Raw genomic sequence first — 16,193 nt, 5'->3', positions numbered from 1 at the left:
ATGGCAGAGAAATTCGGCAGGACACTGGGCGTCGCAAGCCTGGCCCTCATCCTCGGTCTGGCGGCGTGCCAGCCCGCTCAGGACAGTCAGGCGAGCGATACCAGCTTGCCGACCGATTATGCCTTTGTGCATGAGGTCACCGACCTTCCCGCCGATCCGGATATTCTCTACGGCCAGCTCGAGAACGGCTTGCGTTATGCGGTTCGCGCCAACCAGACGCCGCCCAATGTTGCTTCGGTGCGCATGGTCTTCAATATGGGCTCGCTGGGCGAGGCCGAGGATCAGCGTGGCCTGGCTCATTTCATCGAGCATATGGCGTTCAACGGCACGACCGACGTGCCCGAGGGCGAGATGGTGCCGTTGCTGGAACGCTATGGCCTCCAGTTCGGCCCCGATACCAATGCTTTTACCGGTTATGAGACGGTCGGCTATCAGCTCGATCTGCCGGATGCCGGCGATGAGGCGGTGGAGACGGCGCTTTTCCTGATGCGTCAGACAGCCAGTGAAATGCTGTTTGATCCGGAGGCTATTGATCGAGAGCGTGGCGTCATCCTCTCCGAAGAGCGCGTGCGGAATACGCCAATCCGCCGCTGGAATAACGCCCTCTGGCATTTCCGTCTGCCCGGCACACTGATCCCGGAGCGTGACGCGATCGGGACCACCGAGGTTCTGGAGAATGCCCAGCGCGACCGGTTTGTTGATTATTACGAGAATTTCTACACGCCCGAGCGGGGCATGGTCGTTGTGGTCGGGGATATCGATCCGGACGCCGTCGCCGCGCAGATCGAGGCCAGCTTTGCCGATTGGCAGGGGATTGAGGATGCGCGTCCGAATCCGGAGCTCGGCAGCGTCGCGGCAGACCGTCCTCTTTCGGCGGGCTATTTCTACGACCCTGAACTTTACACCATCATCACTGTGGATGCGGTGCGTCCGCATGCGCCTCGCCTTGATAGTTCGCAGACCCGCTTCGAGAATAATCTGGCCAATATCGGCGATGCCATTCTCAGCCGTCGTTTTGCCACGCTGACCAGTTCGGGCAGTTCGCCACTGATCCAGGCGGCTGCCAATCACGGCACCGATTTCAGCCTCGCGGATCGCGCATCCGTGCTGGCCATTGCTCGACCGGAGCGCTGGGAAGAAGCCGTCGCGACTCTGGAGCAGGAATTGCGCCGGGCCATGGAGTACGGCTTCACCCAGGCGGAACTCGATGAGCAGATTGCCAATCTCCACACCGCCCTGCGCGATGCAGCCGAACAATCCGGTACCCGTCAAAGCTCAAGCCTGTCCGACCAGATCTGGTCGAACTGGCGGTCCGACCAGGTGTTGACGACCTCGCAATCCATGCTCGCGCGTTTCGAAGAAACCTTGCCGCAAGTCACGCCCGAGTCTGTCAGCGCAGCCTTCCAGGCCCAGTGGGAGGGCGTTGAGCCGCTGCTCTTCCTCGCCAGCTCCGAGGAGATGGATGATGCCCAGACGCGGCTGATCGAGGCCTGGCAGACAAGCGCCGATACGCCAGTCGAGGCACCGGAAGACCATGGCGACCTGGTCTTTGCCTACACTGATTTCGGGGCTGCGGGTTCGATTGTCTCGCGCGAGGAGATCGAGGATCTCGGCCTGGTGCGTCTGCAGTTTGAAAACGGTGTGGCGGTCACATTCAAGCCGACCAGTTTCGAGGACGGGACGGTTCGCGTGCGCCTCGACTTTGGTCGCGGCGAACTTGAGCCGCGGGCCATGCCGGCCGTCGATATCATCGCCGGCTCGGTCTTCACGGCATCCGGTCTGGGCCAGCATTCCTCCGATGAGCTGGGCCGCGTCCTGGCGGGCCGCAATGTTGGCTACAGCTTCAATGTCGGGGATGACAGTTTCAGCTTCAATACGGCCACCACACCCGGTGATCTGCGCATCCAGATGGATCTGCTGACAGCCTTCCTCACCGATCCGGGCTGGCGCCAGGAAGGTTTGGACCAGTTCCGCGCCCTGATTCCGGAGATCCGCCGCAATTCATATTCGACCCCGGGCGGCGTCATGTCGGCCGAGGTCTCGCGCATGATCCGATCGGGTGATGAGCGTTACGGCCTGCCCGATCCGGAACAGGTTGCAGGCGTTGATATGGACGCGGTTCGCGATTTTCTCACGCCGGCGCTCGACAATGCGCCGATCGAGGTGACGATCGTTGGTGATGTCAGTGAAGCGGCCCTGATCGAGGCCCTGGCCCCGACGCTCGGCGCCCTGTCGGCCCGTGCCGAGAGCTGGCCTGATTATGATGAGGCCCGCACGATTGTTTTCCCGGACGCCGTCGAAGAGCCGGTCGTGCTGCGCCATAATGGTCCGGCCAACCAGGCGCGAGCCAATGTTTACTGGCCGACCTTCGACGACAGTGACGCTCAACGCACCCGGTCCATGGCCCTGCTCAACGCCGTCTTCGACCTCAAGCTGACCGAGCGTCTGCGTGAACGCGAAGGCCTGACCTATTCGGCGTCGAATGCCGCGTCGGAGTCGGATGTCTATCCTGATTACGGCTATCTCTATGTCGGGGCTGATGTCCGTATCGAAACGGTCGACCAGACCTATGCCGCGATCAATGAGCTTGCGGCGGATCTGGCCTCCGGTGCCATCAGCGAGGACGAAGTCCTGCGCGCCCGGCGCCCGCTGATCGAACAGATCGAGAATGCGATGGAGAATAATGGTGCCTGGATGAGCTGGTTGTCCCAGTCATGGAGCCACCCGCAGCGTCTCGACCGGATTCGCTCCTTGCGCGGTGATTATGAGAGCGTTTCGCGTGAGCAATTGGTCGATCTGGCTGCGACTTACCTCTCGCCCGAGCGCAGCTGGCGTGTCACCATCCTGCCGAGAGATACCGAGTAGCATTCAGCCGACAGGACAGACCTGATGATCCGATTTGCCCTTGCCGCAAGCTGCTGCGCCCTGGCGCTGTCAGCCTGTTCCGAGCCGACCGGCTCGACTCCAGACGAGACAGAGACCGAAGCCATGACCGACACCACGACCCGCGCCGAGACGACGGCGTCCGGCGATGACACCGCAATGCGTGAGCGCCTGGCCATGGCGGAGCGCGTTGTTCCCAATCTCGATGCCTTGATTGCGCGTCAGTATATTGTCGACGAGGCGCGGGCCTGTTCGGTTGATGACAGCGTCACCATTCCGCTGGTTGATCTTCCCGAGGACCCGGCCGATGCCGCCGCCAATGGCGCGCTGGCCGATCAGTATCTCAACAATATTGTGGGCGAGCCTTGCGTGTTCCAGCTGCCCTCCGGCCTGATTTTCCGGATCCGGACAGCGGTGGAAGAGGGCGACAGCCCGACGCGCGGCGACATGGTCACGGTGAATTACCGCGGTCAACTCCTCAATGGCGAGGAGTTCGACAGCTCCTGGACACGGGGTGAGCCGGCGACCTTTCCGTCTGACCGCCTGATTGCCGGCTGGGTGGAAGCCCTGCCGTTGATGCAGGTCGGTGAGCGATGGGAACTCTTCATCCATCCGGACCTGGCCTATGGCATGCGCGGCAGGCCGGGCGGACCGATCGGGCCGAACATGGCGCTGGTCTTCGAGCTGGAATTGCTCGACCTGCCGGGCTGATTACGCCACGCCTGAAATCGAATGAGACGGCCTGACGCCTGTCGCCTAGCGCGACAGGCGCAGGTTTGTCAGATCACCGGCGATCATCTCGAAGGCGTCTTCCAGCGCTTCGGCCGACGGCGAGTCGAAATACAGGCTCGAATGGCTGGCGCAATCACGCATCAGGTCCCGGGTCGAGCTGGAATTGACCTGGAAGGTGATGGTGTAGACGCGAATACCCTGCGCCTTGGCATAGTCGCAGGCAGCCTCCGTCCGGTCGTCAAGCTCGCCGGATAGCACATTGCTGCTGGAGGAGCGTCGCCCCAGCCGGCCGTCGGCGACAAAGCCATAGGCCTCATAATCCGACATCTGATTGGTACTGCGGCCGCTCATGACATTTTTGCCATCGGTCAGGATCACCATGGCCTTGATGTATTCGTCGTCGGACCAGGGCGCGCCTTCGGTAAAGGGGGCGCCGGGTGAAAGTGTGCGGATACCCCAACCAATGCCATTGGGGATATTGGTTGTTCCGTGGGCACCCATGTCGTCGATTGCGCTGAGGACGGTGCGCTCATTGGTGGTCAGCGGCGTGATGGGCGTCGTGGTACAGCGCCGGTTCGGGCCTTCGCGGCTCGGGCGTCCATTGTCGTATTTGTCGAGATATTCGAGGCGTGTATCGACGCCGCCGCTGATGCCGTCAGACAGATAGGAATTGGAGTAGTTGCCGGTGTCCGGCTCGTCCGGCGCGAAATAGGGAATGAAGAGGGTTTCCGGGTCGCTGCGGTTCGGCGTCGTGTCATCAATATCCATCGGGATGGAGCGCGCTTCGACGCAGCCATCCCAGGACGTGTTGCGCAGCTGGTCGAACAATTCCCAGTGATTCACGACAACTTCTTCGGTCGTGCAACGGCGGCGACGTCCGCGCCCGCTGCAGGTCTCCACCTCGACCGGATTGCCGCCCGCCCACTCCGCGTGGATCGGCGACTCGGCATTCGGATCGAGCCACCAGGCACGCTCGTATTGTGTGCCGACATTCACCGTTGCAGCGAAGGGCACGAGGCCGATCTTCACGTCTGTCGGATCATCGGCGGCATCAAACAGGATTTCTGTGAGAAGCTCGGCGCTGTCGCGCAGGTCGCGGATCTTGGAACCGTCCATCGAGCCGGTATTGTCGAGCACCATGACCAGTTCCAGGCGCTGCCTGGCCCGCTGGACCTCGCTCTCCCAGTGAACGGTGATGTAGTCGATGCCGGCCATGCCCAGCATGGTAGTCTGGACGCGGGCTTCACCGGTCACGGTGACCGTGTCGGACTCATCGTCGATGTTTACATTGACGTTCTGGACCACGCCGAGCTCGCGGCCTGGATAGTTCGCCGCGATGAAATCATTGGCGAGGCTGGTTGCATCCGCGTTTGACAGCGAGGTGTTCACACCCACAGCGAGGGCCGCGGCGTCCAGCGCCTGGGCAAGGCGGGAGCGGGCATTCATCGACTGGCTGAGATCCACCGCCCCGCCGGACAACAGGGCCACCGGGACCAATGACAGCGCAAAAATCGTTGCCACATTCCCGCGCGTCTCGCGGCGGAACCGGGCGGCCAGATTTTTCAGGGCTTTGAAAGCCATGGCGGTGATCCAATGCAGAATTCTCGGGAATCCTACCGGATCGGGATTAAGGGGGCGTTATATGCCACGGTTATTGAGAGATGAATCCGGACCTTAGCGGGACAGGCGCAAATTGGTCAGGTCACCGGCGATCATCTCGAAGGCTGAGCGCAGGGCCGCATCGGACGGGCTGTCATAATAGAGCGTCGGATGGGACGCGCAGTCGCGCATCAGGTCCCGCGTCCGGCTCGAAGAGACCTGGAAGGTGATGGTGTAGACCCGGATACCGAGTGATTTGGCGTAGTCACAGGCTGCTGTCGTGCGATCATTGAGCGCGTTGCGGATAGTTGAATCCGAGGTCGAGATAACACCGAGCCGCCCATCGCGCACATAGCCATAGCCGGAATAGTCCGAGTAGTTGGCGTTATTGCGGCCATTGAGATAATTCTCGCCGTCGGTCAGCACGACCATCGCCTTGATCGTGTCGTCCTCCTCGAAGGAGACGCCCTCGGTGAAGGGCATTCCGGGCGAGAGCACGCGCACGCCCCAGCTCACTCCGATCGGGATATTGGTCGTGCCGCTGGCAATCATGTCTCCGATCGCATCATCAATCGTGCGCCGGTGATCGGTCAGCGGCGTGATCGGCCGCGCCGTGCAGCCCCTTTGCGGACCGCGACTGCTCGAATTGATCCAGGCATCGGTGTATTTCGGGGTGTTGCGCATCCGCGCCCGCTCGTCATACCCGCCGATCCCGTCATTGAGATAAGAGTTCGAATAGCCGGAATTACTGGCGTAATTGGACTCGTCCGGTGCGAAGTACGGGACAAAGAGCGTGTCCGGGTCCGAGGTGTCCGGCGTTGTGTCCTCCACATCATGCGGGATGGCACGGGCCTCAATACAGCCGGTCCAGCTGCGGTTGCGGAGGGTGTCGTATAGCTCCCAGCGATTGGCAGACGGGTTGAAATTCTCCGAGTGCAGCGGCGAGCGTGCCTCCGGGTCGAGCCACCAGTCGCGGGCAAAGCCGGTGCCGACATTGACCGTGGCGGAGAAAGGAACGAGGCCGATTTTCAGCCGGTCGGCATCAGCGCCGTCGAACAGGATGTCGGTGAGAAGAAGGCCGGCATCGCGCAGACTGGCAATCTTCGAGCCGCCCATCGAGCCGGTATTGTCGAGTACCATGACGAGCTCGAGCGAGGACCGGGCGCGCTGGACCTCGCTTTCCCAGTGGACCGTGATGTAGTCCAGGCCGATCAGGCCGAGAATGATTGTGTCGACCCGGCTTTCTGCCCGCACGATCACCCGGTCGTTATTGTCATCGAGGTCCACCGTGACGTTCTGGATCGCGCCGAGTTCGCGGTCGGGGTAGTTGGCATTGATGAAGTCCGCCGCGAGACCGGCGGCATCGGCCTCGCTGATCGAGGTTCGGACGCCGACCGCCAGGGCTGCCGCATCAAGGGCGCTGGACAGACGGGTCCGCGCGTTCAGCGCCTGGTTCAGGTCAACTGCGCCGCCGGCCAGCACGGTGATCGGCACCAGGAGAAGCGAGAACAGCATCGCGACATTGCCGCGCCGGTCCGCGCCCAGTCGTTGCAGCCATGTGAAGGCGTGTCGCCACATATTGCGGCCCCGTTTCAACTCGATTGGCAGTCAGTGTGACGGACGCAGACCCGCGCGCGGAGCGAAGTTTCAATTCGCTGTAAAAAGACCCATAACAATTCCTGCCAAATACGGATCTTATTGTCCCGATGACCGCTAACACCCATCTCGATACCGCCATTGCCGAATTGCGCGACCTGGTCGCCTTCGACACAACCTCGCGCAACTCCAACCTGCCGCTGATCGACCATGTCGAGGCCAAGCTCCTCGCCCTGGGCGCAGTCTGTGAGCGCATTCCCAATGAGGATGGCACGAAGGCCAACCTTCATGCGCGCTTCGGCCCGGCGGTGGATGGCGGGGTGGTCCTGTCCGGTCATACCGATGTCGTGCCGGTCGACGGCCAGCCTTGGACCTCGGACCCCTGGGTGCTGACCGACAAGGGCGACGGCCTGCTCTATGGCCGCGGTACGTGCGACATGAAGGGCTTTTCGGCCTGCATTCTCGCACTGGCGCCGCAAATTGCCGCCACCGAACTGAAAAGGCCCGTTCACATCGCGCTTTCCTTTGACGAGGAAATTGGGTGTCTCGGCGCACCAGCGCTGATCGACCGGATCATGGAAGGCCCGGTCAAACCGGCTGTGGTCGTGGTGGGAGAGCCGACCGACATGCAGGTCGTCACCGCGCACAAGGGGCTGTTCTCGCTGACCGTGACCGTGCGTGGCCGAGAAGCCCATTCTTCGCTGGTCCGTGATGGCGCCTGTGCGATTACCCACGCTGTGCCCCTGATGCAGTATCTCGCCGACGAGGCCGGCAAGATGGAAGCCGCGGCGCCGGCCGACAGCCCGTTCAATCCGCCCCATGGGACGCTGACCATTGGCGAGATCAAAGGCGGTACGGCGCTCAACATCCTGGCCCTCGATTGCGAGTTCGGCTCGCTGATGCGGCCCTGTCCCTGGGATGACCCGCACGCAATCGCCGACGGCTTGCGGTCGCGCGCCGAAAAGATCGAGACCGAGATGAGGAAAAGCGCGCCGGAAGCCTCGATCGAGGTCAAGGTCCGTTCCGACGTCCCCGCTTTCGCGCCGGAAGAGGACGGCGCCGCCGAGCGTCTCGCTCGTCAGCTGACCGGCGATAACTCCACGCGGGTTGTCTCCTACGGCACCGAGGCCGGCCAGTTCCAGGCCGCCGGGCTGAGTGTTGTGGTCTGCGGTCCGGGTTCAATCAGCCAGGCTCACCAGCCGGATGAGTTTGTCGCGATTGACCAATTGGATCAGTGTTGTGTGTTTCTGGAGAAGATGGTGCGGGTGCTGGAGTCCTAGCCGATCAGCCCGCGGAAGCCGCTGCTCCCGAGGCCCGGAAACACTCGCTGGTCCAGTGCGCGCCGGTCGAGGCCCCAATGTTCGGCCAGCACTGTGCGGCAGAGGTTTTCGGTCCGGTTGGCGGGGACAAGGTCGCGATCCTCGTGGAGCGTGTCGAGGCCGGGCCAGTCGCCGATGAGGCGGCCACCACGAACCGCCCCGCCGAGCAGGAAAGCGGTCCCCGCTGTCCCGTGATCGGTACCGCCGGAGCCATTGGCCCGTACAGTGCGGCCGAATTCTGTCAGTACAAGCACGGCGGTGTCCGACCATTGCGCCTGAAGACCGTCACGCAGGATGGCGAGTGCCGCGTCGAGGGCGCCGAGACGGTTGGCGAGCTGTCCGTCATCACTGCCTTGCCGGACATGGGTGTCCCAGCCATCGAGACTAATCACGGCGAGGCCGGGGCCATCCGGCGCCGCTAAAAGATTGGCGGCGGCACGAGCGGTCTGGAGATAGGCCTGACCCGGCCCACCGCCGCCTGTGCCCATGTCGTTCATCAACATCCCGTCGGCAATGGCATCGGTCTCGACCGCCATGGCCAGGGTCTCGGCGAGTCGGGAGTCACCGGCATAGAGGTCCATCAAGCGTTCGATCGTTCCGTCGCTCGGGTCTGGCAGAATGCCTGGTGACCAGGAGGTGGTGGCTGCATCGCCGCGCAAGATAAGCGGTACGGTCTGACCGATTCCGACCGAGGTGGGGCGGTTCGCGCTGACTTGCAGGGCGCGATTAAGCCAACCGTCGCGGATTACCTGGCTGCCGGCCTCCAGATAGTCCTGACCGTCAAAGTGCGAGCGTTCGCGATAGCCGGTTGCGGTTGCCGGCAACAGGACCAGTTCGCGGTCGTTCCAGAACCGGTGCAGATTGGTCAGGCGCGGATGAAGGCGAAAGCCCTCACCGACATCGAACCCGCCCGAGATGGCCAGATCCTGGCGCAGGTCGCGGTAGCGCGGTTCAGCTGCCGGGATCAGGGCCGCAAGGCCATCCATAGCGCCGCGCAGGATGACAACAACGAGCTTGCGATCGTTTGCAGTGCGGGCATGAGCGAGACTGGTGCCACCGAGCGTCAGCGCGCCTGTGGCGAAGGCGCCGGCGAGAAGCTCGCGTCGATCAGGCTGGAATCGGGTCATGGCTCTCTCCTAGCGGCGCAGGAATTCAGGGGACATGAGAAGCAGGGTCAGGCCCTGTTCAGCGGACTCGGCAGCGGCGATGGCCAGCGCGGTACCGCCTTGCAATCTGCTACCAAGAATTTGTGGGCCGCGTTCACGGGGTCTGGCGTTCGCGCCGGCCCGGCGGGCCAGCTCATTGGCGAAGTCGAGCCGTTTCATAAGGGCATCCGGCCCGCCCCATTCGCTTTCGGTATCGGGCCATCCGGCCGGCGAAGGAGCGCGGAAGGGGATTTGTCCCAACGCCCGAAGTGAACCGCCGAGCGCGCGTGGTCGCAACTGGGTGATGTTGAGCGCCCGAAAGGCCGAGACCAAGTATTCCTCGGGCGTCTTGAACTTGCGGGGCTCTGGAGTGAAGGCGCCAGGCGCCGCGATGACGGCTTGGGCCAACGCCGCAAGGTCACCGTCAGTGGCAATGAATCGCGCCCGGATATGGGCGATGTCGACGGCATCCGGAGTGTCGGCGATGAAATGCCGGGCCAACTTGGTGGCGATAAAGGTCGCGGTTTGTGGCCGACGGGCGAGCATGCGCAGGGCGTCGGGTGCCTGGTCTCGCGCGGTTCCGCCGAAACGCTGACCGAGTAGTGTTTGTGCGCCCGGTTCATGGATGCGCCCGTCGAATACCGTGCGGCCGATCTGGTCATCGCTATGGCGCATCTGCTCATTGCCGATTGTCCAGCCGGTCAACAGCTTGGCCAGGCTGACAATGTCATCCTGACTGTATCCGCCATCAACGCCCAGCGTGTGGAGCTCGAGGATTTCGCGGGCAAGGTTTTCGTTGAGGCCGCGGCCGCGTCGCCGCCCCGGCCGGGAGTTGGGTCCGACCGACTGTGCATTGTCGAGATAGAAAAGCATGGCCGGATGGAGTTCCGCGGCGATGAGTAGGTCCTCGAACCGCCCGAAGGCGTTGGGCCGGATGGCTTCCAGCTCGTGGGTGGGCGCCAGCAAGGCCATGGGCGGTGATGTGATCGCAACGCTGAAATGATTGGACCAGAAGCGGATCCAGCGCTCTGAAAAGCCGGTTCCGGTCCGCAAGGCCAGCTCCGTGCGGGCCGCGATATGAGCAGCCGAGCCTGATCGCAGGATGCGTCCGAGTTCGTCCCTGGCGGTTCCCGGATTCTCTGCAGTCCCGTTCTGGATGGCCGCCAGCCGGGGCTGGTATTCCTGCCGGAAGTAAACAATGGACTCCCGCGCGTCGCGCAGCCCGGTCCGGTCGATGGCGTCGATACGGCCGATCTGGTCGACCAGCCAGTCCCGTCCATGACCGTCTATGGCGGCGAGTTCGCCCGGCTGCGCGCCAATCCCGAAGCGTGTCACCGCGATAGCTGTCTCGATCCGGCTCATTTTGGCCCCCCGCGTCAGTTCCGTATCTTATACGAACCGGCGCGGAATATCCGTCGTGAGCGAGACAAAAAAAGGGCGCCCCGGCGGGCGCCCTCGGTGTCCGGATGGCGGGAGGTTTTACTCCGCGGCCGTCTCCGCCGGCTTCGCGGCCGCATCTTCCCGACCCTTGCCCCAATAGGAGATACACGGGATTTTCGAGTGATCGCAGCGATCCGCGAATTTGCGGGCGATGTCGGTGACTTCTTCCATCAGGCCATCGGCCAGCGTGGTCGGTTTGAGGCCGAGCTGGAGGAAGGTGTCGTTCTCGACATGGAGATCGTTTTCGTCCGCTTCATTGCGCGGATTGGGAACGAGTTGCATCTCGGCTCCGGCGAGATCGGCGATCATCTTCGCCAGGTCGCGGACCCGGTGGGTCTCGGTCATCTGGTTGAGAATGTGAACCTTGTCGCCAGCCTTGGGCGGGTTCTCAACCGCCAGCTGGATACAGCGCACGGTGTCCTGGATATGGATGAAGGCGCGCGTTTGGCCGCCCGTGCCGTGCACGGTCATCGGATAGTTTACCGCCGCCTGCATCAGGAAGCGGTTGAGCACGGTGCCGTAATCGCCGTCATAGTCGAAACGGTTGATCAGGCGTTCATCGCGCTTTGTTTCTTCCGTCTGCGTACCCCAGACGATGCCCTGGTGGAGATCGGTGATCTTCACCTTGTCGTTCTTGTTGTAGAAATGGAAGAAGAGCTGATCCTGGGTCTTGGTCATGTGGTAGATCGAGCCCGGATTGGCCGGGTAGAGGATCTCCTGATCCTTCAGACCTTCATCCGTTTCGATCTTCACCTTGAGATAGCCCTCGGGAATCTTCATGCCCGCCGTGCCATAGCCATAAACGCCCATCGTGCCGAGATGGACGAGGTGGATGTCACGCTCGCTCTCGACGATGGCGGCGAGTACGTCATTCGTGGCGTTGAGATTATTGTCGACCGTATAGCGCTTGTGGCGAGCCGATTTCATCGAATAGGGCGCCGCGCGCTGTTCCGCGAAATGGACGATCGTGTCGGGTTGCTCGGCCTCGATGAGATCGACCAATTCCTGATAGTCCTTGCCGATATTCATGTTCACGAAGGCGATGTCGCGACCCGACACCTCTTTCCACGCAGCCAGGCGTTCCGACATCGGCCGGATCGGAGTCAGGCTCTCGACCTCCAGCTCGATATCGATCTTGCGGCGCGACAGGTTGTCGACGATGACGACATCGTGGCCAAGACTGGAGAGGTGAAGTGCGGTCGGCCATCCACAGAAGCCGTCTCCGCCCAGAACGATTACTTTCATGCGACGTCTGCCCTCGACGTTAGATCCCTAGACTTTTTGTTCTCGCAGCGGCGCGCGGGCATGGCAAGAGGTGGCCTGCTATGGGTGCTGCTGCCCCGAAATGCAGCCAGGACCGGCAGCGAGGCCCGCCGCGGCGGAGCGACATGGTGCAACCGGTAACGGTATCATTGAGGATTGGTGCGGAAAATGCGTTGGTTCGGCATCAAAATTGCGAGCAATTGCACAATTCGGGGTCAAATGACTGCAGTGCCCTGAATTGGGAAAAATTCCGTCTCCGGCGGATTCCCGCACAGCATTGGTGGACTAGCACCCCAAAGGTCGCTAAATCCGCGCCAACTTCCTCCGGACGTCCCCCGGTCCGGTGTTCTGACATGGAGAGATGAGTATGGCCCTTCGGGTTGCGATTACCGGTTTTGGTCGTATCGGCCGTCTGGCGTTGCGCGCGGTTCTTGAGAGCGAGCGCTGGGACGAAGTCGAGATCGTCGCGATCAATGACAGCTCGACCCCCGAAACCAATGCCCACCTCCTGACCTATGACAGTGTGCACGGTCGCTATCCCGGCGAGATCAAGGTCGGTGATGACTGGATCGATGCCGGTTTCGGCAAGATCCAGAAAGTCTCCAATCGCAATCCGGCGCAATTGCCCTGGGGCGATATGGGTGTCGACATTGTCATGGAATGCACCGGTGCCTTCAACTCGAAAGAGGCCTCGATGGCCCATATCGAGGCGGGCGCCAAACGCGTGTTGTGCTCGGCTCCGGCCAAGAATGCCGACAAGACCATCGTCTATGGCGTCAATCACGACCAGCTGACCGCCGAAGACATCATCGTCTCCAACGCCTCGTGCACGACCAATGGCCTGGCCCCGGTTGCCAAGGTGCTCAATGACGCCGTCGGCATCGAGCGCGGTCACATGACCACGATCCACGCCTATACCGGCGACCAGCCGACGCTGGACCGCAATCACAAGGATCTGCACCGCGCCCGCGCCGCCGGCATGTCGATGGTCCCGACCTCGACCGGTGCCGCCAAGGCCGTCGGCCTGGTCCTGCCGGAACTCGTTGGCAAGCTCGACGGCGCCGCCGTGCGCGTCCCGACCCCGAATGTGTCGCTGATCGACCTCGTCTTCACGCCGGGCCGCGCCACTACGGCAGAAGAACTGGCCGCCGCCGTCCGCGCCGCCGCCGACGGTCCGATGAAGGGTGTGCTGGGCTATGACAGCCTGCCGCTGGTCTCGATCGATTATAATCATGACAGCCGCTCTTCCATCGTCGCCCTCGACAAGATCAAGGTCATCGATGAGCGCCTGGCCCGGGTCATGACCTGGTATGACAATGAGTGGGGCTTTGCCTGCCGCATGGTCGACACCACGGTCGCCATGGGCAAATTCCTTTAGCGTCAGCAGTCAGAGAGTTACGCCATGACCGAGATCCGCCGCATTCAGGATGCCGACGTCCAGGGCAAGCGCGTGCTTGTCCGGGTCGATTTCAACGTGCCGATGAAAGACGGGCAGGTCACCGACGCGACGCGTCTGGAATCGGCCCTGCCGACCATCGACCATCTCGTCGAGCGCGGCGCGAAAATTATCCTGATGGCGCATTTCGGCCGTCCCAAGGGGCAGCGCGTCGACACGATGTCGCTCGAGCCGGTCTGCCAGCCTCTGGCGGATCTGATGGGTGTCGAGCTCAGCTTTGTCGATGACGTGGCAGGCGAGGATGCGATCGCGGCGGTGAACGGTATGGCCGATGGCGATGTCCTCTTGCTGCAGAATACGCGTTTCGAGGCCGGCGAGGAAAAGAATGAGGCCGGCTTTGCCAAGGCGCTGGCAGCGCTTGGCGACATCTATGTCAATGATGCCTTCTCCGCTGCGCACCGCGCGCATGCCACGACCGAGGGTGTGACGCGCCACTTGCCTGCCTATGCCGGTCTGGCCCTGCAGCGCGAGATCGACCATCTGGTCGCGGCGCTGGAAAGCCCGGAGCGTCCGGTCATCGCCCTGGTCGGCGGGGCCAAGGTTTCAACCAAGATTGATCTCCTGCAGAACCTGGTGAAGAAGGTCGACACGCTTTTCGTCGGCGGCGGCATGGCCAACACGCTCCTTCATGCCCAGGGCATCAAGGTCGGCGCCAGCCTGTGCGAGAAGGACCTCGTGGACACTGCGCGCGCCATTCTGGCCGCGGCCGAGGAAAGTGGTTGCAAGCTCATGCTGCCGAGCGATGTCGTGCTGGCGAAGGAATTCAAACCTAATCCGGAGACCCGTCTGGCCGCCGCAACCGATGTCGCAGAAAATGAGATGATCCTCGATTGCGGACCGGCCACCGTGGTCGCGCTCGGTCAGGCGATCGACAAGGCGAAAACCTTGATCTGGAATGGTCCGCTCGGCGCCTTTGAAACGCCTCCCTTTGACACGGCCACCGTTGAAGCCGCCCGCCACGCGGCGCGCGCTGCAGCCCAAGGCGATCTGATCGCGGTTGCCGGTGGCGGTGATACGGTCGCAGCGCTTAACCAGGCCGGTGCCGCTGACGATTTCACCTTTATCTCGACGGCCGGCGGTGCTTTTCTTGAATGGATGGAAGGCAAGACGCTCCCGGGCGTTGCGGCGGTCATGGGCGATGCCGAACTGGTGGCCTGACCTGGCGCCATGCCGGATCGGGATGACAGCCCCTGAGCTTCATGGTATCGCTAACATGGAATGCCGGAAATGCGCGGAAATCCGCGTAGGCCCGGTGGGAAATCGCTTCGCCCCGGGGTAAAAGGGCGATAATCGGAACGGGCAGGCGGGCGCCTGCCGCAATATGCTTGAACAGCTGGGGGTATCCTGATGGATCTCGATCAACTCAACGAAATCGCCTGCGCCATGGTGGCTCCGGGCAAGGGTCTTCTGGCGGCTGACGAGTCGACCGGCACGATCGGCAAGCGCTTTGCCTCGATCGGCCTGGACAATACGCCGGATAATCGCCGTGACTGGCGTGACATGCTCTTCCGCACCGAAACGGCCATGAGCAAGCACATCTCCGGCGTCATCCTCTATGACGAGACCATCCGCCAGAGCGCCAAGGACGGCACCGCGCTGACCAAGCTGATCACCGATGCCGGCTCCATCCCGGGCATCAAGGTCGATATGGGCGCCAAGCCGCTTGCCGGCGCGGAAGGTGAGACGATCACCGAGGGACTCGACGGCCTGCGTGACCGCCTCGCAGATTATTACGATCTGGGCGCCCGCTTCGCCAAATGGCGCGCCGTGGTCAATATCGGCGGTGGCAGCGATGAAAGCGTCCCGAGCCAGTATTGCATCAATACCAATATGCACGCCCTGGCCCGCTATGCGGCCCTCTGCCAGGAGGCCAATATCGTTCCGATCGTCGAGCCGGAAGTCATCATGGATGGCGATCACTCGATCGAGCGCTGCTATGAAGTCACCGAGTTCGCGCTCAAGACCCTCTATCGCGAGCTGTTTGACCAGGGTGTTATCCTGGAAGGCACGATCCTGAAGCCGAACATGGTCATCTCCGGTACCAAGAATGCTGATCGCGCCTCGGCCGAGGAAGTGGCCGACATGACCGTCCAGTGCCTGGCCAATTGCGTGCCGGCAGCTGTGCCGGGAATCGCCTTCCTGTCCGGCGGTCAGACCGATGAGGAAGCCACCGAGCACCTCTCGATCATGAATGAGGCTTATGACCTGCCCTGGCCGCTGACCTTCTCCTATGGCCGCGCCCTGCAGGCGGCTCCGCTGACGGCCTGGGACGGCAAGGCGAGCAATTATGCCGCCGCCCAGACGGCCTTCAACCACCGCGCCCGCATGAACGGCCTTGCCTCGCTGGGTGAGTACAAGCCTGCGATGGAAAAAGAGACGGCCTAGGACCGAACTGGTTATCTCGCTCTGAAAAAAAGCCCCGGACCGCCAAGCGCAATCCGGGGCTTTTCGTGATTGAGCCTAGCCAGCCGCCGGCCTGGGGTGGCCGGCCATATCTCCACTGGCGCGAAAGTCTAGAATTCCGACAGGGTCAGGGTGACCGGAACCAGGGCGGCGCGGGCCCTGTCGACCTGCGGACCGACCCAGACCGTGTACTGGCCCGCTTGGGCAGAGGCCAGGCTGACAAAATCCGTTCTCTCCAATTCGTCATTGCAGACGAACTCACCCGATGGCGTCCGGATCAGCAGCGTGAGATCTTCTGCCGAAATGGCGCGGATCGCCAAGCCGGACCCTTGCCCCTCATACTCCAGATGCAGGGTT

11 protein-coding genes and 1 pseudogene are annotated in these 16,193 nt (G+C 62.5%); 6 read left to right on the top strand and 6 right to left on the bottom strand.

The window, feature by feature from the left end; all coding sequences use genetic code 11:
* Both QZ266_RS04650 and QZ266_RS04645 read left to right on the top strand, forming a co-directional pair.
* On the top strand, nucleotides 1-2,865 hold the full coding sequence (locus QZ266_RS04650) for a pitrilysin family protein (RefSeq protein ID WP_295692035.1): 2,865 nt from the start codon (nucleotides 1-3) through the stop codon (nucleotides 2,863-2,865).
* A 24-nt stretch (nucleotides 2,866-2,889) separates the two neighbouring features.
* Entirely contained in the window at nucleotides 2,890-3,594 is a 705-nt protein-coding gene (locus QZ266_RS04645) for an FKBP-type peptidyl-prolyl cis-trans isomerase (protein WP_295692034.1), read from the top strand.
* Nucleotides 3,595-3,639: 45 nt separating this feature from the next.
* On the opposite strand, the gene QZ266_RS04640 is transcribed toward QZ266_RS04645, so the two are convergent.
* Nucleotides 3,640-5,196: a pilus assembly protein TadG-related protein gene (locus tag QZ266_RS04640; protein WP_295692033.1), complete on the bottom strand. Its 1,557-nt coding sequence runs from the start codon at nucleotides 5,194-5,196 to the stop codon at nucleotides 3,640-3,642.
* A gap of 93 nt (nucleotides 5,197-5,289) precedes the next feature.
* Nucleotides 5,290-6,792 (bottom strand): pilus assembly protein TadG-related protein, encoded by a 1,503-nt coding sequence (locus QZ266_RS04635; RefSeq protein WP_295692031.1) that lies wholly within the window; start codon nucleotides 6,790-6,792, stop codon nucleotides 5,290-5,292.
* Nucleotides 6,793-6,920: 128 nt separating this feature from the next.
* Between QZ266_RS04635 and argE the strand changes: the two genes are divergently transcribed.
* Nucleotides 6,921-8,090 (top strand): acetylornithine deacetylase, encoded by a 1,170-nt coding sequence (argE, locus tag QZ266_RS04630; RefSeq protein ID WP_295692030.1) that lies wholly within the window; start codon nucleotides 6,921-6,923, stop codon nucleotides 8,088-8,090.
* Here argE and QZ266_RS04625 read toward each other — a convergent pair.
* The 3 genes from QZ266_RS04625 to QZ266_RS04615 all read right to left on the bottom strand — a co-directional run bounded on the left by QZ266_RS04625 (nucleotide 8,087) and on the right by QZ266_RS04615 (nucleotide 11,959).
* On the bottom strand, nucleotides 8,087-9,256 hold the full coding sequence (locus QZ266_RS04625; protein WP_295692028.1) for a DUF1501 domain-containing protein: 1,170 nt from the start codon (nucleotides 9,254-9,256) through the stop codon (nucleotides 8,087-8,089). The two genes, argE and QZ266_RS04625, sit on opposite strands and share 4 nt — an antisense overlap.
* A gap of 9 nt (nucleotides 9,257-9,265) precedes the next feature.
* On the bottom strand, nucleotides 9,266-10,636 hold the full coding sequence (locus QZ266_RS04620) for a DUF1800 domain-containing protein (protein WP_295692026.1): 1,371 nt from the start codon (nucleotides 10,634-10,636) through the stop codon (nucleotides 9,266-9,268).
* Nucleotides 10,637-10,753: 117 nt separating this feature from the next.
* Nucleotides 10,754-11,959, bottom strand: coding sequence for an NAD-dependent epimerase/dehydratase family protein (locus tag QZ266_RS04615; protein WP_295692024.1), 1,206 nt, complete (start codon nucleotides 11,957-11,959; stop codon nucleotides 10,754-10,756).
* Nucleotides 11,960-12,344: 385 nt separating this feature from the next.
* Between QZ266_RS04615 and gap the strand changes: the two genes are divergently transcribed.
* From gap to QZ266_RS04600, 3 genes are all read left to right on the top strand, one after another.
* The gene (gene gap, locus QZ266_RS04610; protein ID WP_295692022.1) at nucleotides 12,345-13,355 is read left to right on the top strand and encodes a type I glyceraldehyde-3-phosphate dehydrogenase; all 1,011 of its coding nucleotides are present in this window, start codon (nucleotides 12,345-12,347) and stop codon (nucleotides 13,353-13,355) included.
* A gap of 24 nt (nucleotides 13,356-13,379) precedes the next feature.
* Nucleotides 13,380-14,591: a phosphoglycerate kinase gene (pgk, locus tag QZ266_RS04605; RefSeq protein ID WP_295692021.1), complete on the top strand. Its 1,212-nt coding sequence runs from the start codon at nucleotides 13,380-13,382 to the stop codon at nucleotides 14,589-14,591.
* Nucleotides 14,592-14,780: 189 nt separating this feature from the next.
* A complete protein-coding gene (locus tag QZ266_RS04600; RefSeq protein WP_295692019.1) occupies nucleotides 14,781-15,818 on the top strand; it encodes a class I fructose-bisphosphate aldolase in 1,038 nt (345 codons plus the stop codon).
* Between the two features lie 128 nt (nucleotides 15,819-15,946).
* On the opposite strand, the pseudogene QZ266_RS04595 reads toward QZ266_RS04600, so the two are convergent.
* A pseudogene (locus QZ266_RS04595) lies at nucleotides 15,947-16,193 on the bottom strand (hypothetical protein); the annotation flags it as partial.

The sequence above is a fragment of the uncultured Maricaulis sp. genome (genome assembly GCF_905480005.1).
In the GTDB taxonomy this organism is placed as follows: Bacteria; Pseudomonadota; Alphaproteobacteria; order Caulobacterales; family Maricaulaceae; genus Maricaulis.
This window is presented reverse-complemented; position numbering and strand designations above follow the sequence as displayed.